The sequence below is a fragment of the Paramaledivibacter caminithermalis DSM 15212 genome (assembly GCF_900142245.1).
Classification (GTDB): Bacteria; Bacillota; Clostridia; order Peptostreptococcales; family Caminicellaceae; genus Paramaledivibacter; species Paramaledivibacter caminithermalis.
The window spans coordinates 50,896-69,706 of sequence record NZ_FRAG01000016.1 but is presented as its reverse complement, the minus strand read 5'-3'; the positions used below and the strand labels follow the sequence as shown (position 1 = coordinate 69,706).

The window sequence follows — 18,811 nt, the reverse complement described above, 5'->3', positions numbered from 1 at the left end:
CACATGCCTCATGTAGAAGCTGTTCTTTGGGGATATATTAATAAATTAGATAAAAAGAGTGTAAAAGACTTATTTGAAGTAATTATTGATGAAACAGAAAGTATTACAATAACTATAAATATAACTGCGTTTTATTTGTATAGAGAACAAACAACTTTGAGATATATATTTTTTGATGATAATTCTATAATCGAGAGACCATTTGATAATAATAAGGAATTTCATTATCCTTATCTTTTGTATATACCACCAAATTGCAATAGTGAAACCTACTTAATAGTAAGACCAAACGATGCTAATAGGAAAGAATATTATTATAGTGATGATTTAAGAGATGCAAAAATGATGCTAAAAAAATGGGTAACTATTTCATCTAAATATGGTGTTAAGTGTCCTGTGTTAGTCCCGATTTTTCCAAGGCCTGATGAACCTGAGGTCAATGCGTTATCTGATGAAGATAAATATGAGGCTTTTTATGTAAGAAATAAGGAGTTTTATGATAAACAAGAGTCTGAAGACCACAAGTACCAATTATTAAGAATGACTGATGATGCTAGGGAGTATTTACTAGCAAGGGGGATAAATACTCCTAAGGATAAACTTGTTGTTTCTGGAGCTACAAGATGGATACTTGGTCATTTTAATCTACTTCGTTCTTTTGCAATAAATTGTCAACCTGATATCAAAATTGAGTATGTTTATGATAATCCACAATCATATTCGAAGTTTGCTATATATGTATATAATACAATGCATAAAAGAAGGTAGTGCTATTAAAGGCATTACCTTCTTTTACTTGTTTCAAAATGCTTTTTAATTATGAATTCAAAAAAAATAAAATTTAATGTTACTTTTAAAAAAAAAAAACTGTTTATATATAGTGAGAGCGAATTTTAAGTGAAATACATTTAACAGTGAATGGTGGTGTGGAGCGAAAATGAAAATAAAACTATAGATAAACAACTTCAAGGTTTAATAAATTTCAAAGAAAAAATGTAGAAGCCTGGAGTATATTTTCCTTTAGTAGAAGTAAAGGAAAAAGTGTTTGAAAAGATTGAAACATATACTGTTAAAGCAGGGGATACTCTTTGGGCTATAGCACGATATTTTAATGTTTCTGTTGACTCGTTGAGAAGGTTAAATGGTAACTTGATATATAAACCAAATATTAAGAATTACATAAGTCTGATGATAATGGAATTAATAAAAAAAATATTGTATATAAAAAGTACTTTCTTAAAAAGAGAGTGCTTTTTATATTTTGGTAAATCTGTACAGCATAACATGAATTATGCTGTATTCAGACTATATAAAAGCTTATTTAAGCCTTTTAATACGATATAATTTCTTAGTGTGATTTAAAATTAAGTTTTCAACCTATTTTTTTCGTTAATACAAGTTTCGTTGGAAATGTTTGCGATTCCCTTGGATATAAAACATTAATGCCACTATCAGAATTATCACATACCAAGTCATAATTTATTCCTGTTACCATTTTCTTTTTTATTACATATTTTCTAAAGATGTCTACAGCTTTATTTTTCAAATATGTATGTATAAACTTAGCAAGCTGCTTATTACTTTTATCCCTAAAGACCTCTATATTCATTTCTTTAATTAGTTCTAAAAAGGATATAATTAAATCAGTCAGGGATTTGAATACTGTCTATAATTCTATAAGAATTATGAGCAAGACCAATGATAGAGGTAATTTCTTTAAATGGAAAATGCGACGATAATTGCTATAATTATATATTTAATAAAAAATAATGATAAAATGGTAATAAAAGGTTGACAACAAAATGTATATTTTGTATAATTTCTATGGATATATCCTTTTGACATTTTAATTAAAAGGTAAATTGCGATTTTTTGATTCCAGATTTTTTATTTTATGTTATATTAATGAAAAATCTTGAATAGCAATAGCAAAATAGGGTATCCCTTTAAGATATTAGTAAAAATTTTATATAAATTTTAAGTAAAATCAATGGGTTGAATTAAAGATTATTCTTAAATCTTTGATAATACCCTATATAGAGATAAGCATAATTAACAAAATCTAATAAAGAAAAATAAAGACTAGAAAGATTAGCACTAAATTAATAGATTGATTTGTTGCTACAGATAAGAAGTAAGAAATTTTAATCTAAAAAGGCAGTTTAGACCTAAAAAAGGACAGACGGGTAGTGTAAACTAAGAAAAAGATTTTTTAATATACTGCAATATAACTGCCATGGCTATATTAAATGAAGCATTAACATTGACACCCTTTATAACAAAGAGTGTATATAGAGGAAGACAATTTTTAAAGGAGTAGGTCAAAGGAAATGAAAAAAAAAAAGGGTTTATTACTAAATAGTATAGCTTCTATAGCATTATTCTTTGCCAGTATGGGGGCTGGAACCTTATATATCATCAACCTAAGTTTTTTACTTCTCACTATTAGAGGAAAGGATGAAAATTATGGATTGGGTAAGGGCATCAACAAGATAAGAAGTGTATTAATAATATGTTAATAAAATACTCTTAGAAAATTTTTAGTATAATTTTATTATGCATACTAACACTATAAAAGGAGGATGTTTTATGAAAATTAAGAAATTTACTTTCATTTTAATTGTATTTTGTTTATTTTGTACATCTTCAGCTTTTGCTTTACCCAATCTAGGTGTAGACGGAGATTGTTCTATAGATTCAGTAGCTCCTTATCGTACCAAAGTTAAGCTATCAGGATATACTAAAGGCACTCCAGAAGGAACAATTGCTAAAACTGGTGTGTATTTAGATTTATATGCATCAGGAGAAAAAGTAAAAACATATATTGCTAATGAAGATTCATATAGTGTAAGCATTTCTAAGTATTATACTGGTGAAATTGGTGACATATTACAATTAAAAGCAGAGCATCTAGTTATAGGAGATAATGGAGATACTAGAAGTATGGAGACAGAAGATTATTATATGATAGATTAGGAGGCGTTAAAGAAATGAAGAAAAAAAGTATTGTATTTTTGCTAATTACAATTTTATCTATTGTTTCTATTTCAGGTTTTGCATTAAATGAAAGAAAAACGGGTTGGTCCAAAAACCATATAGTGCAGAATAAAGCACATGAAGAAGCAAATAGACAAATTGAAGCTAAAATTTTAGATGCTTGGACAGACATAGAGAATACATTTGGTATTAACATAAATAAATATTATGTTGTTGGAGAGTTAGAATCTGAAAAGTTAAGACATTATTTTGGAGAAGAAACTACATATTTAAGGTTTAATGTAATTAGGCCTATTGCTGATGAAGTTCCATTAGGATCTATTGTGCCGGTAATGTATATTAGCCATGATAAAAAAGAAATACTATATTGCTATAAAGAACCAGATGGAACAAATGTGATGAAAAAAATAAAACTTGATGAAATTGACTGGAGAAAAAAGCTTACTTCTTTAAAAGAAAAAAGAATTGACCCAAATGTACATGAAACTAAAAGAGTACAAGGAAAGCTAAAGAAAGAAATAGACAGACAAAAAATTAAAATATTAATGGAAAATGAAAAGTAGAATATGAACATTATTTAAATAAAGGATAATAGAAAAAATATTATCCTTATCTTGTTGACAAAGTCAACAAGATAACAGGCTTTTGAGAAAGCTGAAGTTCGAGGCGTGCTGAAAAGGAGAAAGAGTATATTTCAAAAGGTGGTACAGGCGTAGGCGTAAGACCATTATATTATTTGGCTAAAGAGATGATTAAGTAATTTAACCCGCTAAGCTAGTTTCTATGGCAGGGGCTTTAATATTTTCTTTTCGTTCATGTAATAAACCTGTTTTTTTATATAACTTTGAAGGGAAAAACAGGTTTATAAAAAAGTCTTTTATAAAGCTTTATAAGGTAGACTTTTTTGAAACACATAACGGAAATTATATATATAAATTTGATAGGTCTATAATTTCCTATGTGTTATAAAAATCACTCAAATAAAATATTAAAACCTTCTAAAGCATCTCAAAAACAGAAAATTTTATTTGCTAGCATAAGGAGTTAATTTATAGCAACTTATTTTTAAGGGATTATAAATATAGGAGCTTATTTAAGGGTAAATGCTTTAAATAGGCTCCTATATTTATATCTATTGTATAGAAAAATTATTTTAAAACCCACAAGGAATTTAAACAAGTATATAGAATACATAATATTAAGCTAGAACGGTTGTTTCCGTTTTTAATATTTATAACAGATGGAGAGAATGATATGGAAATAATATTAACTAAAAAGCTAGAAAGACAAAAACGGTTTACTGAAGATATATTAGCAGGGATGATAGACCTTGTAAGGGTTGTAGATAAAAATAATAGGATTATATTTATCAATAAGCCTATGGAGGATTTAATAGGAGATGTAAGAGGGGAAGTATGCTATAGAGCCCTAGGGAAGCGTTGTAAATGTGAGACATGTATAACAGAAACCACTATAAAGTATGGTAAAGTAGTTAAGAAAGAAGAAATTATAGGAAATAAAATTTTTTCTGTTGTCAGTTCACCCATACGGGATGAAAATGGGGAAATATATTGTGCAGTTGAGGTTTTTAGAGACGTTACTGAAAAAAAAGAAATGGAGAAAATTATACTTAAGCAGAATCTAAAGATGAGAAAGGATCTGGATTTTGCAAAGAAAATTCAACAAAGGATAATACCTAAAGATGGAATATATAATAATATTATAAAAATATACTCAAAATATATTCCCAGTGAAATGTTGGGAGGAGATGTTTTTGATATTATAGATATAGATGAAGAAAATATAGGCATATACATGGCTGATGTAGCAGGCCATGGGGTAACGGCATCAATGATAACCATGTTCATAAGGCAGACATTAAAAAATCTAAAAACCGATGCCCTTGATTCAGTTTATACTCTTAACTATTTAAAATCGAGATATAAAGAGCTTCATCTCGATGATAACTACTATATAACTATATTATATGGTGTATTTAATAAATCATCCTTCACAATAAAAATTGTAAATGGTGGGCATAATTGTATGCCTATAGTTTTTAGACAGGATAAGGTTGAGGAAGTATTTTTACCAGGACTACCCATATGCACTCTTTTTGATGATATAGGCTATAATGAATATAATTTGCAATTAAATAGTGGCGATAGGATACTTTTCTATACCGATGGAATAAGTGAAGCAAGAAATATCCAAAAAGAAATTTATTCTGATCGTATTTTAGAAATTTGTCTAGAAAATAAATCTTCCAGCAGCGATATATTAATTCAAAGAATTATAGATGATGCTAGGGATTTTTCTAATAATAATTTAGATGATGATGTAGCTATGATGATGATGGAAGTGCTGTAATGACCAAATATTTGTTATAAAGCATTTATAAATAAAAGAGTGTAGTTGTAAATTCAAAGCTTAAATTTATTAATATTAATTAACGACTTAGAAATCCTTTATAAAGGATTTCTAAGTATTTTTTGTTGTATAGAAACTCAAACTTTTTTTGCAAGAAATTGCATGTTTGAATTTGAGTAAATTCAAGCAACAGAGAGAAAATGCAAACTATTACCAGTGAAATTTTAAAAGTGGAAATTAAGGTTTTTAGTACCTAAAAGAATAACCTTAAAACTTGGAACATGGAACTTGTAACTTGCAACTAAAATGCGTCGTCATAGGTCTTTGCTTTATGTTATAATATAGTCTAAGATAATCCAGTGTTTTTAAGGAGTGAAAGGATTTGGCTAAAAAGAAAAAAGGACTTAATAGAACTAGATTCTTAATATTTTCAATGGTTATTGCTTCTATGTTATTTGGAGCTGTAAAGCTTGTTCATTTTGTAATACCTTCATTTGTTAATAAAGATGTGAACCTAAAAAGAATAAATACGATTAATTATTCAAATAGAAAAGATAAGGATAGAAAAATTAATATAGAGAGCTTTAATGAGCACATTTGTAAGTTTGAGGAAGGAAAATTAAGTACATATAATGAAGAAGGAGAAATGTTATGGGAAAAAAAATTGGATATCGAAGAGGCTATTATAAAGGGAAACCAGAATAATATAGTAATTGCTGATTCTTCTGGTGGTGATATTTACTATATAAATTATGAAGGAGAAATAAAAATACAAAACAATTTAGAAAAAGCAATAATAGATATGAAAATTAATGAGAGTGGACATGCTCTTGTTATGCTTGAAAAGGAGATATATGTATTTAATCCTGACGGAGAAATAATCTCGAATTTTACTATTCCTAAAGGAGAAGTTATTGATGGAGATTTATCGCCAGATAATAGTACTATAGCCCTTACAATATTAGCTGTTGAAGAAAAAAAATTCTATAGCAATATTTTATTTTATTCTCTAGAGGGAAAGGTTTTATCTGGAAAAAAATTTGACAATATAGTTATCTATAAAATATTTTTAATCAATAATGAAAATTTACTAGTTTTAGGAGATAGCAGCATATTAATGCTCACCAAAGATAATAACATTTTATGGAAGAAAAACTTCCAAGAAACAATAAATAGAGGTGTCTTAAATAATCAAGGATTACTTGTACTAAATCTTGTTGATAAAAAGAATACTATAATAGATACGAAAAACAGAAATACTATTAGCCAATTAGATTTAGAGGGTAATATTTTGAATAAAACGCCTATTGTTGGGGAAATATTGGGATTGGATATAGGTGAGGATAAGCTTGGAGTTTTTACAGATAGAACTATATATATAATAGATAAAAAGGGAAATAAGGTTTTAGAGAAAAAAATTAATGGAGATATAAAGAATATAAATTGGGTTTCTAAAAGAAATCTATTGATTGTTTATAAAGATAAGCTAGAAGTAATGGAGATGAATTATTAGATAGAACTAGGGGGTAAAACCAGTGAACTGGATGGATATATGTGTTATTATAATCATTGTTGTAAGTAGTTTAAAGGGGCTTAGCATTGGACTTATACTATCCTTCTTTAACATGGCAAGCTACATAGCAGCGGGTATTATAGCAAAAATATATTATTCTTCTTTAGCAGTATTTATAGTTGAAAATACAAATTGGTTCTATAAAATACAGAAATTTGCATTAAAAAATATGAATTTTTTAGCAGTAAGCAACTTACAAGGAGAAGAAGTATCTAAGGAGAACATATTTGAAATAATGAATTTACCAAAGGTTTTTCAAAAATTATTTATGAAAAGTGAAGTCTTTACAAATTATAGTGAAGGTGTTATAAACAATATTAATGTATATATATCGGGCTTAATAGCCAGAGTTATTATAGCACTATTAAGTATAATTGTAATTTTTATAATATCAAAGATTGCATTAAATATACTAGGAGTTGTATTAAACGGTATAGCATCACTTCCTATTATTAAACAGTTTAATGGATTAGGAGGTCTTATATTTGGATTTATAAAAGGAGTGATGGTTGTATTTATATTTGCAGCTATAATGGTTCCTATTGCATCTGTTTTTCCAAATAGCTCATTGATAAGTGCTTTAAACGATTCAAGCATTGCAAAATCCTTTTATGATCACAATATTTTATTATATATGTTAAAAAGCATTATAGGCAGTGGAGATAGTCAAATGATAAATAGTTTTTGATTAATAATGAAACCAGCTAAGTACAAGCAGTTTCTCCATTGCAATTATTTTCGTGAAATGTTATTTGATTCACAAGGTAATACCGCCTCTTATTAGATTTTATGAGAAAATACTAATTCGACAGGCTCTTAGTATTACCTTATATATTATGCAATTCTGCTAAATTTAATTTATACAATTTCCTCACTTGCTTTTTATTTTTCTGAATTTAACAAAAAATGGAAAATCATTTTTAGATTTTCCGTTAAAATATTCTTTAGTATTTTTTTAATAACTTGAATTTACTGATGGTTACATTTAAATGTAGAAGATTACATAATCTGTAGTAAAGCATGGTAAAAACTTAATATTTTCTATTTGCTAAACTACCATTGTGTTCACATTAAATTGCCCCCTGAAAAATCTGATGTAAATATATATACTAAATTATTTGCTCTTAAGAAAAGTAACTATTGTTATTGCATTTTTTTCCTCTGGTCCTCCTTTTTCACTTGGAGTAACAGATATTTTTATTATTTTTCCATCTATATTTCTAGAGAAAAATAACCTTGCCCCTAGTTGTTTTTGTTTTTCCCAACCTTTTTCTTCTAAAGCCTTAATTAGTGTCGGCATAACATTTCCTGACCATTTACCAATAAACTTCATTTTATTTTTATCTATTTGAGCATTTAAAACTTTAGGAATATGCTTTTCAACAATAGTTTCAATTGAGATTTCTAATGTGTTATTAGACTCTTTTTCAGTTTCTGTTAAATTGCTATTATACTCCATAGATGATGTATCACCTATACCATTTTCTATATTCTTCGAATTGCTACATGCCATAAGCGAAATTGTTATTAATATAATAATTAAAGACTTAGTTTTTATTTTCATTCTCATCCTCATTCTCATCCTTTGCTCTATTTCATATCATAAACAATAACTTTGTCACTATTAGGCAAATTTTTTACTACATCATATAAGCTAGCATTTTCTCGATTATATGAGTGAGCTGAATATAATATATCATCTTCATCACCAGAATCAAAATCGTAGGCGGTTACAATTACCGTATGCCAGGGATCTCCATCTTCATCACAAAATTGAATAACATCTCCTTTAAGGCAATCGTCCCAAAGAGTGTTATGAAATTCACTCCATGAATTGGTATCTGAAACATCATAGATGGTATATTCATCGCAGTTGTTTTTCCAGTAAGTCATAAAAGAATTTGTATGTCTCCAAGTTAATGATATTTCTTCTAAATCACTTTCATCGGTACTATCGCAAAACCAATTATCAGCTTTTTCCCAAGCATTACTTCTAGAACTTCGAACTTCTTCCATTCCTCCAGCTTTTAAGCATTGAGATACAAAATTAGCACAATCAGCATCCTTGAAAATAGGGTAAACGGAATCGTTATATCCTTCTGTAGAAGTTAAACCGTATTCTGAACCATTATAATCTAAAGCATATTCAACTGCATCATCCCTATCATAACTAGACGTACTAAGAGTATTTATATTATTTATGTAGCTTCTATCACTATCTATAGTAGGAGTAGATTTATTCTTATTAGATAAAATTCGTTCTCTTAATTTTAATAGTTTTTGGATATATTCAGAAGTATCATATTCATCTGTTTTGTTGTTTTTTTCATTAAGCTTTAACTTATCTTCAATATACATTTTTTCCAGTTTTCTTTTATTTATTTCTTCTAGATCTTTTATTTTAGCATTTCCAGATTGTGCATTTACAAAAACCGTACAACTAAGTAACAAGCAAAATACCATGATAATGGATAAAGTTTTTTTCATATAATACACCCCTTTAATTGATATTATTTTGTGTTTTGTATACACTTCACTAAAAGAAGAATATTAAATCTTTAACCATGCTTTACAATAAAAGTATATCATAATAAAAATTGGAAATAAATCAAATCGTGAATACAAAATATTAAATTTTCTTAATGATTATATTTAAATTCCTATAGATAAAATTTATAATAAAGGCATTATATATTGATAAATATTATAGTAATATAGAAAAAACAATGATAGAATATACAATTTAAGTATTATAATAATTATAAAAGACAAGATTAGGAGGATAATACTATGAGATTTCAAGTAGATGCAAGGGGAATGACATGTCCTAAACCAGTTATTGAGACTAAAAAGGCCATAGAGAAGGTGAATGAAGGCACTATAACTACAATAGTTGACAATGAGATAGCAAAGGAAAATGTGGCAAAATTGGCTAAAAGTTTGAGATATAATGTGGATATTCAAGAAGTAAATGGAGATTATCATGTAAATATTTACAAAGGAATGTTAGAGAATGACTTTATGCCACAAAATAAAAGTTCACTAAGCGATTTAGTAATTGCAATAACGAAAGATTGTATGGGAGAAGGATCAGAAGAGTTAGGTAAAATTCTTATGAAGGGTTATTTTTATACATTAACTGAGGCAAAACCATATCCTAAAGCAGTATTATTTTTAAATGGAGGTGTAAAGCTGACAACAGAAGGTTCTGAAGTTATTGAAAATATAAGAAAGCTTGAAGGAGAAGGAGTTGAGATTCTTTCATGTGGTACATGCTTAGACTACTTTAATCTCAAGGATAAGTTGATCGTAGGCGGAGTTACAAATATGTATACAATAGTAGAAAGAATGAATGATGCAAAAAATACCATAATACTTTAAATTTAAAGAAGGAGTAATTAGATTGGAAAAAGAATTTCATGTAATAACCTTTGAATCTACCCATTATGCAATTATGATTGAAAAGAAATTGAAGGGTAAATATAATGTTCAAACTATACCAACACCTCGAGAGATCACTGCAAGCTGTGGATTGTCAATAATGTTTCAAAACCAAGAATTAGATGAAATTATACAGGAGTTGATTAATTTAGAAGTAGATAAAAATATGTTTGATATATATAAAATAGTAAAAACAGATAAAGGAAAAAAAGCTGAACAAATAAATTGGAGGTAATAGATTTTGGGTATAAAGGAAGTATTTTCTAGTTTTATTAGTGAGCTTAAAATAACAATATCTAGTTATTTAGATCCTGAAAAAATTGCTGGGATATTAATTAAAGGTACAAAGATTATATTGATATTAGTTATAGCTAAGCTCGTTATTAAAGTTACAAATACTTTAATAGATAAATTTATTGACAGTAAAGACAGATTTAGGCTTAAAATTGATGAAAATAGGATTAGTACTGCAAAGGGAATATTAAAGAGCATAACAAGATATACAATTTATTTTATCTCATTAACTCCTATACTTGCTGAAATAGGTATAGATATAAAAGGATTAATAGCAGCAGCAGGAATAGGAGGCCTTGCCATAGGTTTTGGTGCTCAAAATCTTGTGCGAGATATTATAACAGGTTTTTTCATTTTGTTTGAGGACCAATTTGCAGTTGGAGATTATATAGAAGTAGACGGAAAATCAGGTATAGTTGAAGAGATGGCTTTAAGAATAACAAAAATAAGGGACTTTAGTGGTGACCTACACATAATTCCAAATGGAGCTATTTCAAAGGTAACAAACAGATGTAGGGGGAATATGAGGGCAAAAGTAGATATGAGTATAGCCTATGAGGAGAATATTGAAAAAGCCATAGATGTTTTAAATAAAGCTAGCGATGAAATAAAAAAAGAAAGTGACGATATTATAGAAGGTCCTATTGTTCTTGGGGTTACTAATTTTGGAGAGTCAGATGTTGTTATAACAATAATAGCCAAAGTAAAGCCTATGTCCCAATGGGCAGTTGAGAGACTAATGAGGAAACAATTTAAGGAAGCTTTCGATAGAGAAGGTATAGAAATACCTTATCCAAAGAGAGTAATTTATAATCAAACTATAGATAATAATACAAGGGTTTAAGTAAAAATTTTAATTTATACATGTATAAATTAAGTTTTACTATGTAAATTCTATACAGATAAATAAGTTGAATACTAAAGTTTTTCAAAAATATATTATGAGTGTAAGCTTTTATTTTTAGGAGGGGTATTTTATGCCGATGGATTTAAAAGTAGGAGATATTGTTGAGACGAGAAAGCAACACCCATGTGGTAATAATGAATTTGAGATAATGAGAACAGGCATGGATTTTAGAATTAAATGCTTGAAATGTAATAAACAAATTTGGATAACGAGAACAAAATTGGAAAAAAGAATAAAAAGGGTTGAAAAGAAGGAAATATAAAATATTTACAAGAATATTATAAATTATGGGGAAATAGCCCAAAAATAACTACATTGCAAAAAAGGTTTAACGCTTACAAAAAAAATTGCAAATATACACTGAAAGTGATATAATGTAATTAATCGGGCAAACCTTTTCCCAAAATTTAATTAATTTTGGAGGTGCTTTTTACAATGGCAATAAAGTATTCTGATCGTATGCAAGGTATCAAGGCTTCAGAAATTCGTGAATTATTAAAGCTTACAGTAAGACCAGAGGTTATATCCTTTGCAGGAGGATTACCTGCACCAGAAGTATTTCCAGTAGAAGAAATGAAGAAGGTATCATTGAAGGTTTTAGAAGAAAAAGGGCAGCAAGCACTTCAGTATAGTCCTACTGAAGGATTTCCACCTCTAAGGGAAAAAATTGCTCAAAGAATGAGCCGTGTAGGTATTGAGGTAACTGCAAATAATATTTTAATTACAAATGGTTCACAACAAGGACTCGACTTTAGTGGTAAAATATTTTTAAACCCAGATGATGCTGTTATTGTTGAAAGTCCAAGTTACCTAGGAGCAATAAATGCTTTTAAAGCATATCAATGCAAATTTATTGAAGTACCTACCGATGATAATGGTATGCTAATGGATGAGCTAGAGGAAGCTCTTAAAAACAATAAAAATGCAAAAATGATATATGTGATTCCTGACTTTCAAAATCCGTCAGGTAGAACATGGTCATTGGAAAGACGCAAGAAATTAGTTGAATTAGCAAATAAATATGACTTGCCTATTATAGAAGATAACCCATATGGAGAATTAAGATTTGAAGGAGAAAGAATTCCTGCAATAAAGTCTATGGATACTGAGGGTAGAGTGGTTTTTCTTGGAACATTTTCCAAAACTTTTTCTCCTGGTCTAAGAATAGGATGGGTATGTGCAAGCGATGAAATATTAAATAAGTATATTTTAGTTAAGCAGGGTGCAGATCTTCAGAGTAACTCTATGTCACAAAGAGAACTTGATGCTTTCTTAGAAATTTATGATTTAGATGAGCATATAGAAAAAATAAAAAAATTATATAGGGGTCGACGTAATCTTATGTTCAATACAATGAAGGAGTTTTTCCCACCAGAAGTAAAACATACTTATCCAGAGGGAGGTTTATTTACTTGGGTAGTATTGCCAAAGCATATTAATGCAAGAGAGCTTTTGAAAAAAGCCCTTGAAAGAAACGTTGCTTTCGTGCCAGGAGGTGCATTCTTCCCTAATGGAGGTAATGAAAATACAATGAGAATAAACTATTCAAATATGCCAGAAGAGAGAATAGTTGAGGGGATTAAAATATTAGGAGAGGTTATTAAAGAAGCATTAAATGAAAAATAGATAATGCAATAAGATTATAGATTATAAATGAATAGCTGTACCCAAGGGTACAGCTATTTATTTATACTTTTTTATCCTGAAAAATAAATTATCTCATATTAATTGTTGAATAAATATCTATTAAATGATATAATCTAAAGTTGTGAATATAAATATATTCTCTCTGCTCTGCTTGAGTAGGGCCATAAAGACCATAGGGAGGTGTAAAAAATGAGAAAGTACGAGACATTGTTTATATTAAGACCAGACCTTGAAGAAGAAAAGAGAAATGAGTTAATAGAAAAATTCAAGTCAATTATTGCAACTGATGGTGAGGTTGAAGAAGTTAATGAATGGGGATTAAAAAAGTTAGCTTATGAGATTAAGAAATTCAAGGAAGGTTATTATGTTCTAGTTAATTTCAAAGCAAATCAAGATTTGCCTAAGGAATTAGAAAGAAACTTTAGAATTTCTGACGATGTTATCAGATATATGGTTATTAGTTTAGAAGAAAAATAAGAATTCTAAATAAATTAAGGTGGGATAATATGAATAGTGTAGTTTTAATTGGAAGGCTTACTAGGGACCCTGAGCTTCGTTTTACAGCAGGGAGCGGTAGGGCAGTTGCCACCTTTACTATAGCAGTAGATAGACCATATTCTAAGAATAATGAAACAGATTTTTTTAGAGTAGTTGTTTGGGGAAAACCAGGTGAAAACTGTGCTAATTATTTAGCTAAAGGTAGACTTGTCGGAGTACAAGGTAGAATTCAAAATAATAATTATCAGACCAGTACAGGTGAAAAAAGATATACTACTGAAATAGTTGCAGATAGAGTACAATTCCTTGAATGGGGAAATAAAAGACAAGACAATAACTTCAATCCTGAGATTCCAGATTTTAACGACGGTGCAGACGGATTTCAAGCTATAGAGGACGATGATGATATTCCATTCTAGAGCAAGGAGGGAAAATTAGTGAGAAGAGGAAGAAAGAGAAAAAAGATTTGTAGTTTTTGTGCAAACAAAGTTAAGCATATAGATTATAAAAATACTAAATTTTTACAGAAATATATCACTGATAGAGGTAAAATTCTTCCAAGAAGAATAACTGGAAATTGTGCTCATCACCAAAGACAGTTAACTACAGCTATCAAAAGAGCAAGAGTAATGGCATTATTACCATTTACAGTTAGTGAATAGAATATAATGTAGAAAAAGAGAAGCTAAATTGCTTCTCTTTTTTAGTAGATAGTATCAAAATATATTTTATTCTAGATGACTAAATTAAGGATAATATTTCTATATGCAATTTTGGAACTAGATTGGAAGGTTAATATATTAAAATCTATGTATATATAGAAACTTTTTATTTAGTTTCTATTTTATGAAATCAACCATTATAACAAATATTACCATTTAAGTGTGGTATAATAATAAAAACTAGTATATGTAATGAAATTGATATAAAATATACATATCCTATTTATATTTGTTATAATGTATTAGGGAGGGAATAGAATGACCTTTGGTGATAATGGTATAGATATTACAAAAAATGTAAGAATAATAGAATGGCTTAAGAGTGAACTTTTATCTTCTTTGGCATCTTTGTTCGAACTTTTAGTTAAAGGCATTAAGGGACAGCAGGATACTATAGCTGATATCCTTGCTAATATTATTTTAGTAGCCTATGTATTGGGAAGAAGATTAGGTGTAAACTATTCTAATTTGGATATGCGTATTTATGATAAGATTAAGTTGGGAGTTTTAGAAGAGCATAAGGTTGAAAGCTGGTTTGGAGACTTATCAGCCTTAAAAAAGCACATGGATAGAAATAGTAAACAATAAACAACTCTAACCTATGATAGGGAGTGGATATATTTGAACACAAGAAACAAAATTAGTGCATTGATTGAATCAGCTCTTATAACAGCAATAGCAGTTGTTTTTACTTTAATTGGTTTATATATACCTTTTTTAACTATATTATTGATGTTTATGCCTTTGCCTTTTATTATAATTGGAGCTAAGAATGGATTCAAATATTGTATACTGTCTTTGGTAGCAGCTACTATTATAATAGGTAGCTTAACCGATCCATTAACGGCCATGTTTTTTCTTATTATTGGAGGCTTAACTTCTATTTTAATAGTATATATGATACAAAAAAAATATTCATTTACTTTAATAATATTTTTTGGAAGTATAGCTTTAACAGTATCTGTAATAATTTCTTTTGCTTTATTCACTAAGGTTATAGGACTTAATCCACTGGAAATATTAGAAAACAACTTTGCTCGAATTAGGGATATATATAAAGGATTTTCAGGGATTCCTAGTGTAGATTCTGCTCAATTAGATCAAATGCTAAAGCTTTTAGATCAAATGACAGACCTTATTTTATTGATATTTCCATCTATTATAATTATTACTTGTGTATTTACTACATATATAAATTATATTGTTTCAGGAGCTATTTTGAGAAAAATAGGGTTTGCTATAGGGAAGCCAAATAAATTATCATATTTTAAATTGCCAAGTAATTTTATAATGGGTACATTAGTAATAGTAATTTTAACTCTTGTGGCAAATAAATTTAATATTATTAAATCCGATGCACTAAATATTAATATAGGAATTCTATTTCAAGAAATTTTTACACTGCAAGGACTTGCAGTTGTCAGTTTCTTTTTGCAAAAAAATAAATTGAGAGATGTATCTAGAAGAATTATTTTAGTGCTTATTTATTTTATTCCAATTGCAAAAGGAATTTCATTTTTCCTTGGCTTTTTTGATGTAATATTCAATGTTAGAAAATTAGAAATCTAGATTTGGAGTGTAATTATGAATAATAAGAGATTTCTTAAAATCCTAATTCCTGATACCAAGATATATCTTTGGATTATTGTAGTTATGGTTATGATTATCTTTATGTATAATCTATACTTGGGAGTTTTTGGGGTAGCTTTATTAGCATATCTTATTTATCACAGTTGGAAATCTAATCATGTACGTAAAGAAAAATGGAAGAAGTATATTGAGAATTTATCTGCAGAAATAGATTCGGTTGCAAGATATTCATTACTTAACCTACCAATGCCCTTAACTATAGTTGAATTTGATGGAAGTATATCATGGTACAATTCCAAATTTATTGAAATGATGGAAGAAAAAGATATATTGGATAAAAATATAGAAGAAATCGTACCAGCAATTGATATCAATAAGCTTTTAGAAGAAAATGAAAGGATAAAAGATATAAAGATAAAGGATAAGATATATCGAGTTCGGCATAGTATAGTTAAGCTTGACAATGAGCATGAAGAGAGATATATAATAATGCTATATTGGTTAGAGAATACTAATTTTTATAATTTAAAAACTAAATATAATAATGAAAAACCTAATGTAGCATTTATACAGATAGATAATTATGATGATGTTCTCAAAGAGACTGATGAAGAATATAGACCATTAGTTATTGCAGAAATTGATCGAAGCATAAACATATGGGTATCAAGAATGAATGGATTAGTAAAAAAATATCAAAAAGATAAATATTTAGTTGTATTTGAAAATAGGTATCTTGATAATCTAGAAGCAAAAAGATTTACAATATTGGACGATATAAGAGAAATAGATTTAGGAAATAAAATTCCACCAACCTTAAGCATCGGTGTTGGAGTCAATGGTAAAAATTTAAGTCGTTTAGAAGAATTTGCTTCTTCAGCTTTAGAGCTGGCTTTAGGAAGAGGTGGAGATCAAGCTGTAGTTAGAAAAATAGATTCCTTTGAATTCTATGGAGGAAAAACTAAAGCAGTGGAAAAACGAAACAAGGTAAAGGCTAGAATTATAGCCCATGCTTTAAGGCAATTAATAGATCAGAGCGATAAAATAATAATAATGGGTCATCAGTCTCCTGATATGGATAGTTTTGGGGCTGCTATAGGAGTATATAGGGCAGCCATAAATAGAGATAAGAAAGCCTATATAGTTTTAAATAAAATAAATGCTGCTATTGAAAACGTATATAGTAAATTTAAAGATAAAGAAGAATATAACTTTATAACATGTGATGAAGCTGTGGATATATTTGGTGAAAAGGATCTGATAGTGGTGGTAGATACCCATAGACCTGGATTTACAGAATGTCCTCAACTCATTAATAAGAGCAATAGAACAGTTCTTATAGATCATCATAGAAGAGGAACAGAATTCATTGAAAATACTGTGCTTACTTATTTACAGCCATATGCATCATCTACATGTGAACTTGTTACTGAGATTCTTCAGTACATGGATACCAAGATAAACCTAGAGAAAATAGAGGCAGAGGCAATGCTAGGTGGTATAACTGTTGATACTAAGAATTTTGCTCTTAAAACAGGAGTAAGAACCTTTGAAGCAGCTTCATTACTTAGAAGGGCTGGAGCTGATACTACAGAGGTAAGGCAGCTATTCCAAGATGACATTACAACATTTATAGCAAAGGCAAATGTTGTTAGAAATGCAGAGATAGTTAAGGATGGAATTGCTATATCAGTATGTGATGAAAATATTAAGAATCCTCAATTAGTAGTTGCTCAAGGGGCAGATGAACTTTTAAATATAAGAGGAATAAATACATCCTTTGTAATTGGGACTAAGGAAGACAATATAGTTTTTATTAGTGGGAGGTCCCTTGGAGACATAAATGTTCAAAGGATTTTAGAAAAATTAGGTGGTGGAGGACATCTTACAGTAGCAGGAGCTCAGCTAAAGGATGTCACTACCCATGAAGTAAAAAACATGCTAATAAATTCAATTGAAGAATACTTGGAGGAAGGTGATAAATAATGAAGGTAATTTTATTAAAGGATATCAAAGGAACAGGAAAAAAGGGAGATGTTATAAACGTAAGTGATGGGCATGCAAGAAATTATTTAATCCCAAGAGGTCTAGCAAAGGAAGCTACCGAAGGTAATATAAAAAGTCTTAAGGCTCAAAGAGCATCTGAAAAGAAAAGAAAGGAAAAGGAATTAAAAGAGGCTAAGGAATTAGCCGAAAGAATTTCCAATATAAAACTTAAATTTAAGAGTAAGGCAGGAGAAGGAGGAAAACTGTTTGGTTCTATAACTTCTAAGGATATAGCGGCTAAATTGAAAAGTGAGTATAAAATAAATATTGATAAGAGAAAAATAGTTTTAGATGGTTCTATAAAAGAACTAGGAGCAGTATATGTTGAAGTAAAAGTATATCCAGAAGTTAGTGCAAAGATGAAGGTGGAAGTTACAGCTGAATAAAAGCTAACTAAAAAGCATCTTTAGATACCATAAAGATTTATAGACGTTTTTTTCCTAGGTAAAAATTACATTTAAAAGAAAGATTGTTGTAAAATTTACATAAAACTAGCCCTGATATGTATATCAGGGCTAGTTTTATGTACTATTTCATTGTCTAGGAACTCAAATTTTTTTGGAAGAAATTGTATAGCTAAAACACAGTAAAATAGAAAATTAAAACTATTATCAGTAAAATATTAGTGTGAATTAACTTCTTTTAAAACTTATTAGAAAAACCCTAATACTTGGAACTTGGAGCTTACAACCAAAATGCGCCGAAGACGCTTTGTTTTTTAAGATT

22 protein-coding genes are annotated in these 18,811 nt (G+C 28.7%); 19 read left to right on the top strand and 3 right to left on the bottom strand.

Translation table 11 applies throughout. The annotated features are described in order from the left end of the window. The coding region (locus tag BUB36_RS19665) for a hypothetical protein (RefSeq protein ID WP_165613054.1) at positions 1–768 on the top strand (768 nt) is incomplete at its 5' end. Between the two features lie 604 nt (positions 769–1,372). On the opposite strand, the gene BUB36_RS08255 is transcribed toward BUB36_RS19665, so the two are convergent. After that, a complete protein-coding gene (locus BUB36_RS08255) occupies positions 1,373–1,609 on the bottom strand; it encodes a hypothetical protein (protein WP_073148891.1) in 237 nt (78 codons plus the stop codon). Between the two features lie 721 nt (positions 1,610–2,330). On the opposite strand from BUB36_RS08255, the gene BUB36_RS08250 reads away from it, so the two are divergent. From BUB36_RS08250 to BUB36_RS08220, 6 genes are all read left to right on the top strand, one after another. Then, the gene (locus BUB36_RS08250; RefSeq protein ID WP_073148889.1) at positions 2,331–2,519 is read left to right on the top strand and encodes a hypothetical protein; all 189 of its coding nucleotides are present in this window, start codon (positions 2,331–2,333) and stop codon (positions 2,517–2,519) included. Between the two features lie 70 nt (positions 2,520–2,589). Then, a complete protein-coding gene (locus tag BUB36_RS08245) occupies positions 2,590–2,976 on the top strand; it encodes a hypothetical protein (RefSeq protein WP_073148887.1) in 387 nt (128 codons plus the stop codon). Positions 2,977–2,990: 14 nt separating this feature from the next. Next, positions 2,991–3,560 (top strand): hypothetical protein, encoded by a 570-nt coding sequence (locus BUB36_RS08240; RefSeq protein WP_073148885.1) that lies wholly within the window; start codon positions 2,991–2,993, stop codon positions 3,558–3,560. A 691-nt stretch (positions 3,561–4,251) separates the two neighbouring features. Then, complete coding sequence (locus BUB36_RS08230) at positions 4,252–5,367, top strand: PP2C family protein-serine/threonine phosphatase (protein WP_073148881.1); 1,116 nt, start codon at positions 4,252–4,254, stop codon at positions 5,365–5,367. A 382-nt stretch (positions 5,368–5,749) separates the two neighbouring features. After that, positions 5,750–6,880 (top strand): DUF5711 family protein, encoded by a 1,131-nt coding sequence (locus BUB36_RS08225; RefSeq protein ID WP_073148879.1) that lies wholly within the window; start codon positions 5,750–5,752, stop codon positions 6,878–6,880. A gap of 31 nt (positions 6,881–6,911) precedes the next feature. Continuing rightward, positions 6,912–7,628, top strand: coding sequence for a CvpA family protein (locus BUB36_RS08220; protein WP_242655743.1), 717 nt, complete (start codon positions 6,912–6,914; stop codon positions 7,626–7,628). 426 nt (positions 7,629–8,054) lie between these two features. Here BUB36_RS08220 and BUB36_RS08215 read toward each other — a convergent pair whose 3' ends face one another. Together BUB36_RS08215 and BUB36_RS08210 are read right to left on the bottom strand one after the other, a co-directional pair. After that, positions 8,055–8,504 carry a hypothetical protein gene (locus BUB36_RS08215; RefSeq protein ID WP_131821226.1) on the bottom strand — a complete coding sequence of 150 codons (450 nt, stop codon included), beginning with the start codon at positions 8,502–8,504 and terminating at the stop codon, positions 8,055–8,057. 26 nt (positions 8,505–8,530) lie between these two features. Then, positions 8,531–9,427 (bottom strand): amidase domain-containing protein, encoded by an 897-nt coding sequence (locus BUB36_RS08210; protein ID WP_073148873.1) that lies wholly within the window; start codon positions 9,425–9,427, stop codon positions 8,531–8,533. A 303-nt stretch (positions 9,428–9,730) separates the two neighbouring features. Between BUB36_RS08210 and yedF the strand changes: the two genes are divergently transcribed. From yedF to rplI, 12 genes are all read left to right on the top strand, one after another. Further along, on the top strand, positions 9,731–10,321 hold the full coding sequence (gene yedF, locus BUB36_RS08205) for a sulfurtransferase-like selenium metabolism protein YedF (RefSeq protein ID WP_073148871.1): 591 nt from the start codon (positions 9,731–9,733) through the stop codon (positions 10,319–10,321). Between the two features lie 22 nt (positions 10,322–10,343). Next, entirely contained in the window at positions 10,344–10,616 is a 273-nt protein-coding gene (locus BUB36_RS08200) for a DUF3343 domain-containing protein (protein ID WP_073148869.1), read from the top strand. Between the two features lie 6 nt (positions 10,617–10,622). Continuing rightward, positions 10,623–11,519, top strand: coding sequence for a mechanosensitive ion channel family protein (locus tag BUB36_RS08195; protein ID WP_242655741.1), 897 nt, complete (start codon positions 10,623–10,625; stop codon positions 11,517–11,519). A gap of 133 nt (positions 11,520–11,652) precedes the next feature. Next, positions 11,653–11,844, top strand: coding sequence for a DUF951 domain-containing protein (locus BUB36_RS08190; RefSeq protein WP_073148867.1), 192 nt, complete (start codon positions 11,653–11,655; stop codon positions 11,842–11,844). 173 nt (positions 11,845–12,017) lie between these two features. Continuing rightward, entirely contained in the window at positions 12,018–13,208 is a 1,191-nt protein-coding gene (locus tag BUB36_RS08185; protein ID WP_073148865.1) for an aminotransferase-like domain-containing protein, read from the top strand. Positions 13,209–13,418: 210 nt separating this feature from the next. Beyond that, the gene (rpsF, locus tag BUB36_RS08180) at positions 13,419–13,706 is read left to right on the top strand and encodes a 30S ribosomal protein S6 (RefSeq protein WP_073148863.1); all 288 of its coding nucleotides are present in this window, start codon (positions 13,419–13,421) and stop codon (positions 13,704–13,706) included. A 29-nt stretch (positions 13,707–13,735) separates the two neighbouring features. Beyond that, positions 13,736–14,146: a single-stranded DNA-binding protein gene (locus BUB36_RS08175; RefSeq protein WP_073148861.1), complete on the top strand. Its 411-nt coding sequence runs from the start codon at positions 13,736–13,738 to the stop codon at positions 14,144–14,146. A gap of 18 nt (positions 14,147–14,164) precedes the next feature. Continuing rightward, the gene (gene rpsR, locus BUB36_RS08170; RefSeq protein ID WP_073148859.1) at positions 14,165–14,389 is read left to right on the top strand and encodes a 30S ribosomal protein S18; all 225 of its coding nucleotides are present in this window, start codon (positions 14,165–14,167) and stop codon (positions 14,387–14,389) included. A gap of 318 nt (positions 14,390–14,707) precedes the next feature. Beyond that, entirely contained in the window at positions 14,708–15,037 is a 330-nt protein-coding gene (locus tag BUB36_RS08165; RefSeq protein WP_073148857.1) for a MazG-like family protein, read from the top strand. A gap of 33 nt (positions 15,038–15,070) precedes the next feature. Continuing rightward, entirely contained in the window at positions 15,071–16,018 is a 948-nt protein-coding gene (locus tag BUB36_RS08160) for a YybS family protein (RefSeq protein WP_073148854.1), read from the top strand. A 15-nt stretch (positions 16,019–16,033) separates the two neighbouring features. Continuing rightward, positions 16,034–18,025, top strand: a complete 1,992-nt coding sequence (locus BUB36_RS08155; protein ID WP_073148852.1) for a DHH family phosphoesterase — start codon at positions 16,034–16,036, stop codon at positions 18,023–18,025. Then, on the top strand, positions 18,025–18,471 hold the full coding sequence (gene rplI / locus BUB36_RS08150) for a 50S ribosomal protein L9 (RefSeq protein WP_073148850.1): 447 nt from the start codon (positions 18,025–18,027) through the stop codon (positions 18,469–18,471). The genes BUB36_RS08155 and rplI overlap by 1 nt, the downstream gene beginning before the upstream one ends. Positions 18,472–18,811 lie beyond the last annotated feature (340 nt).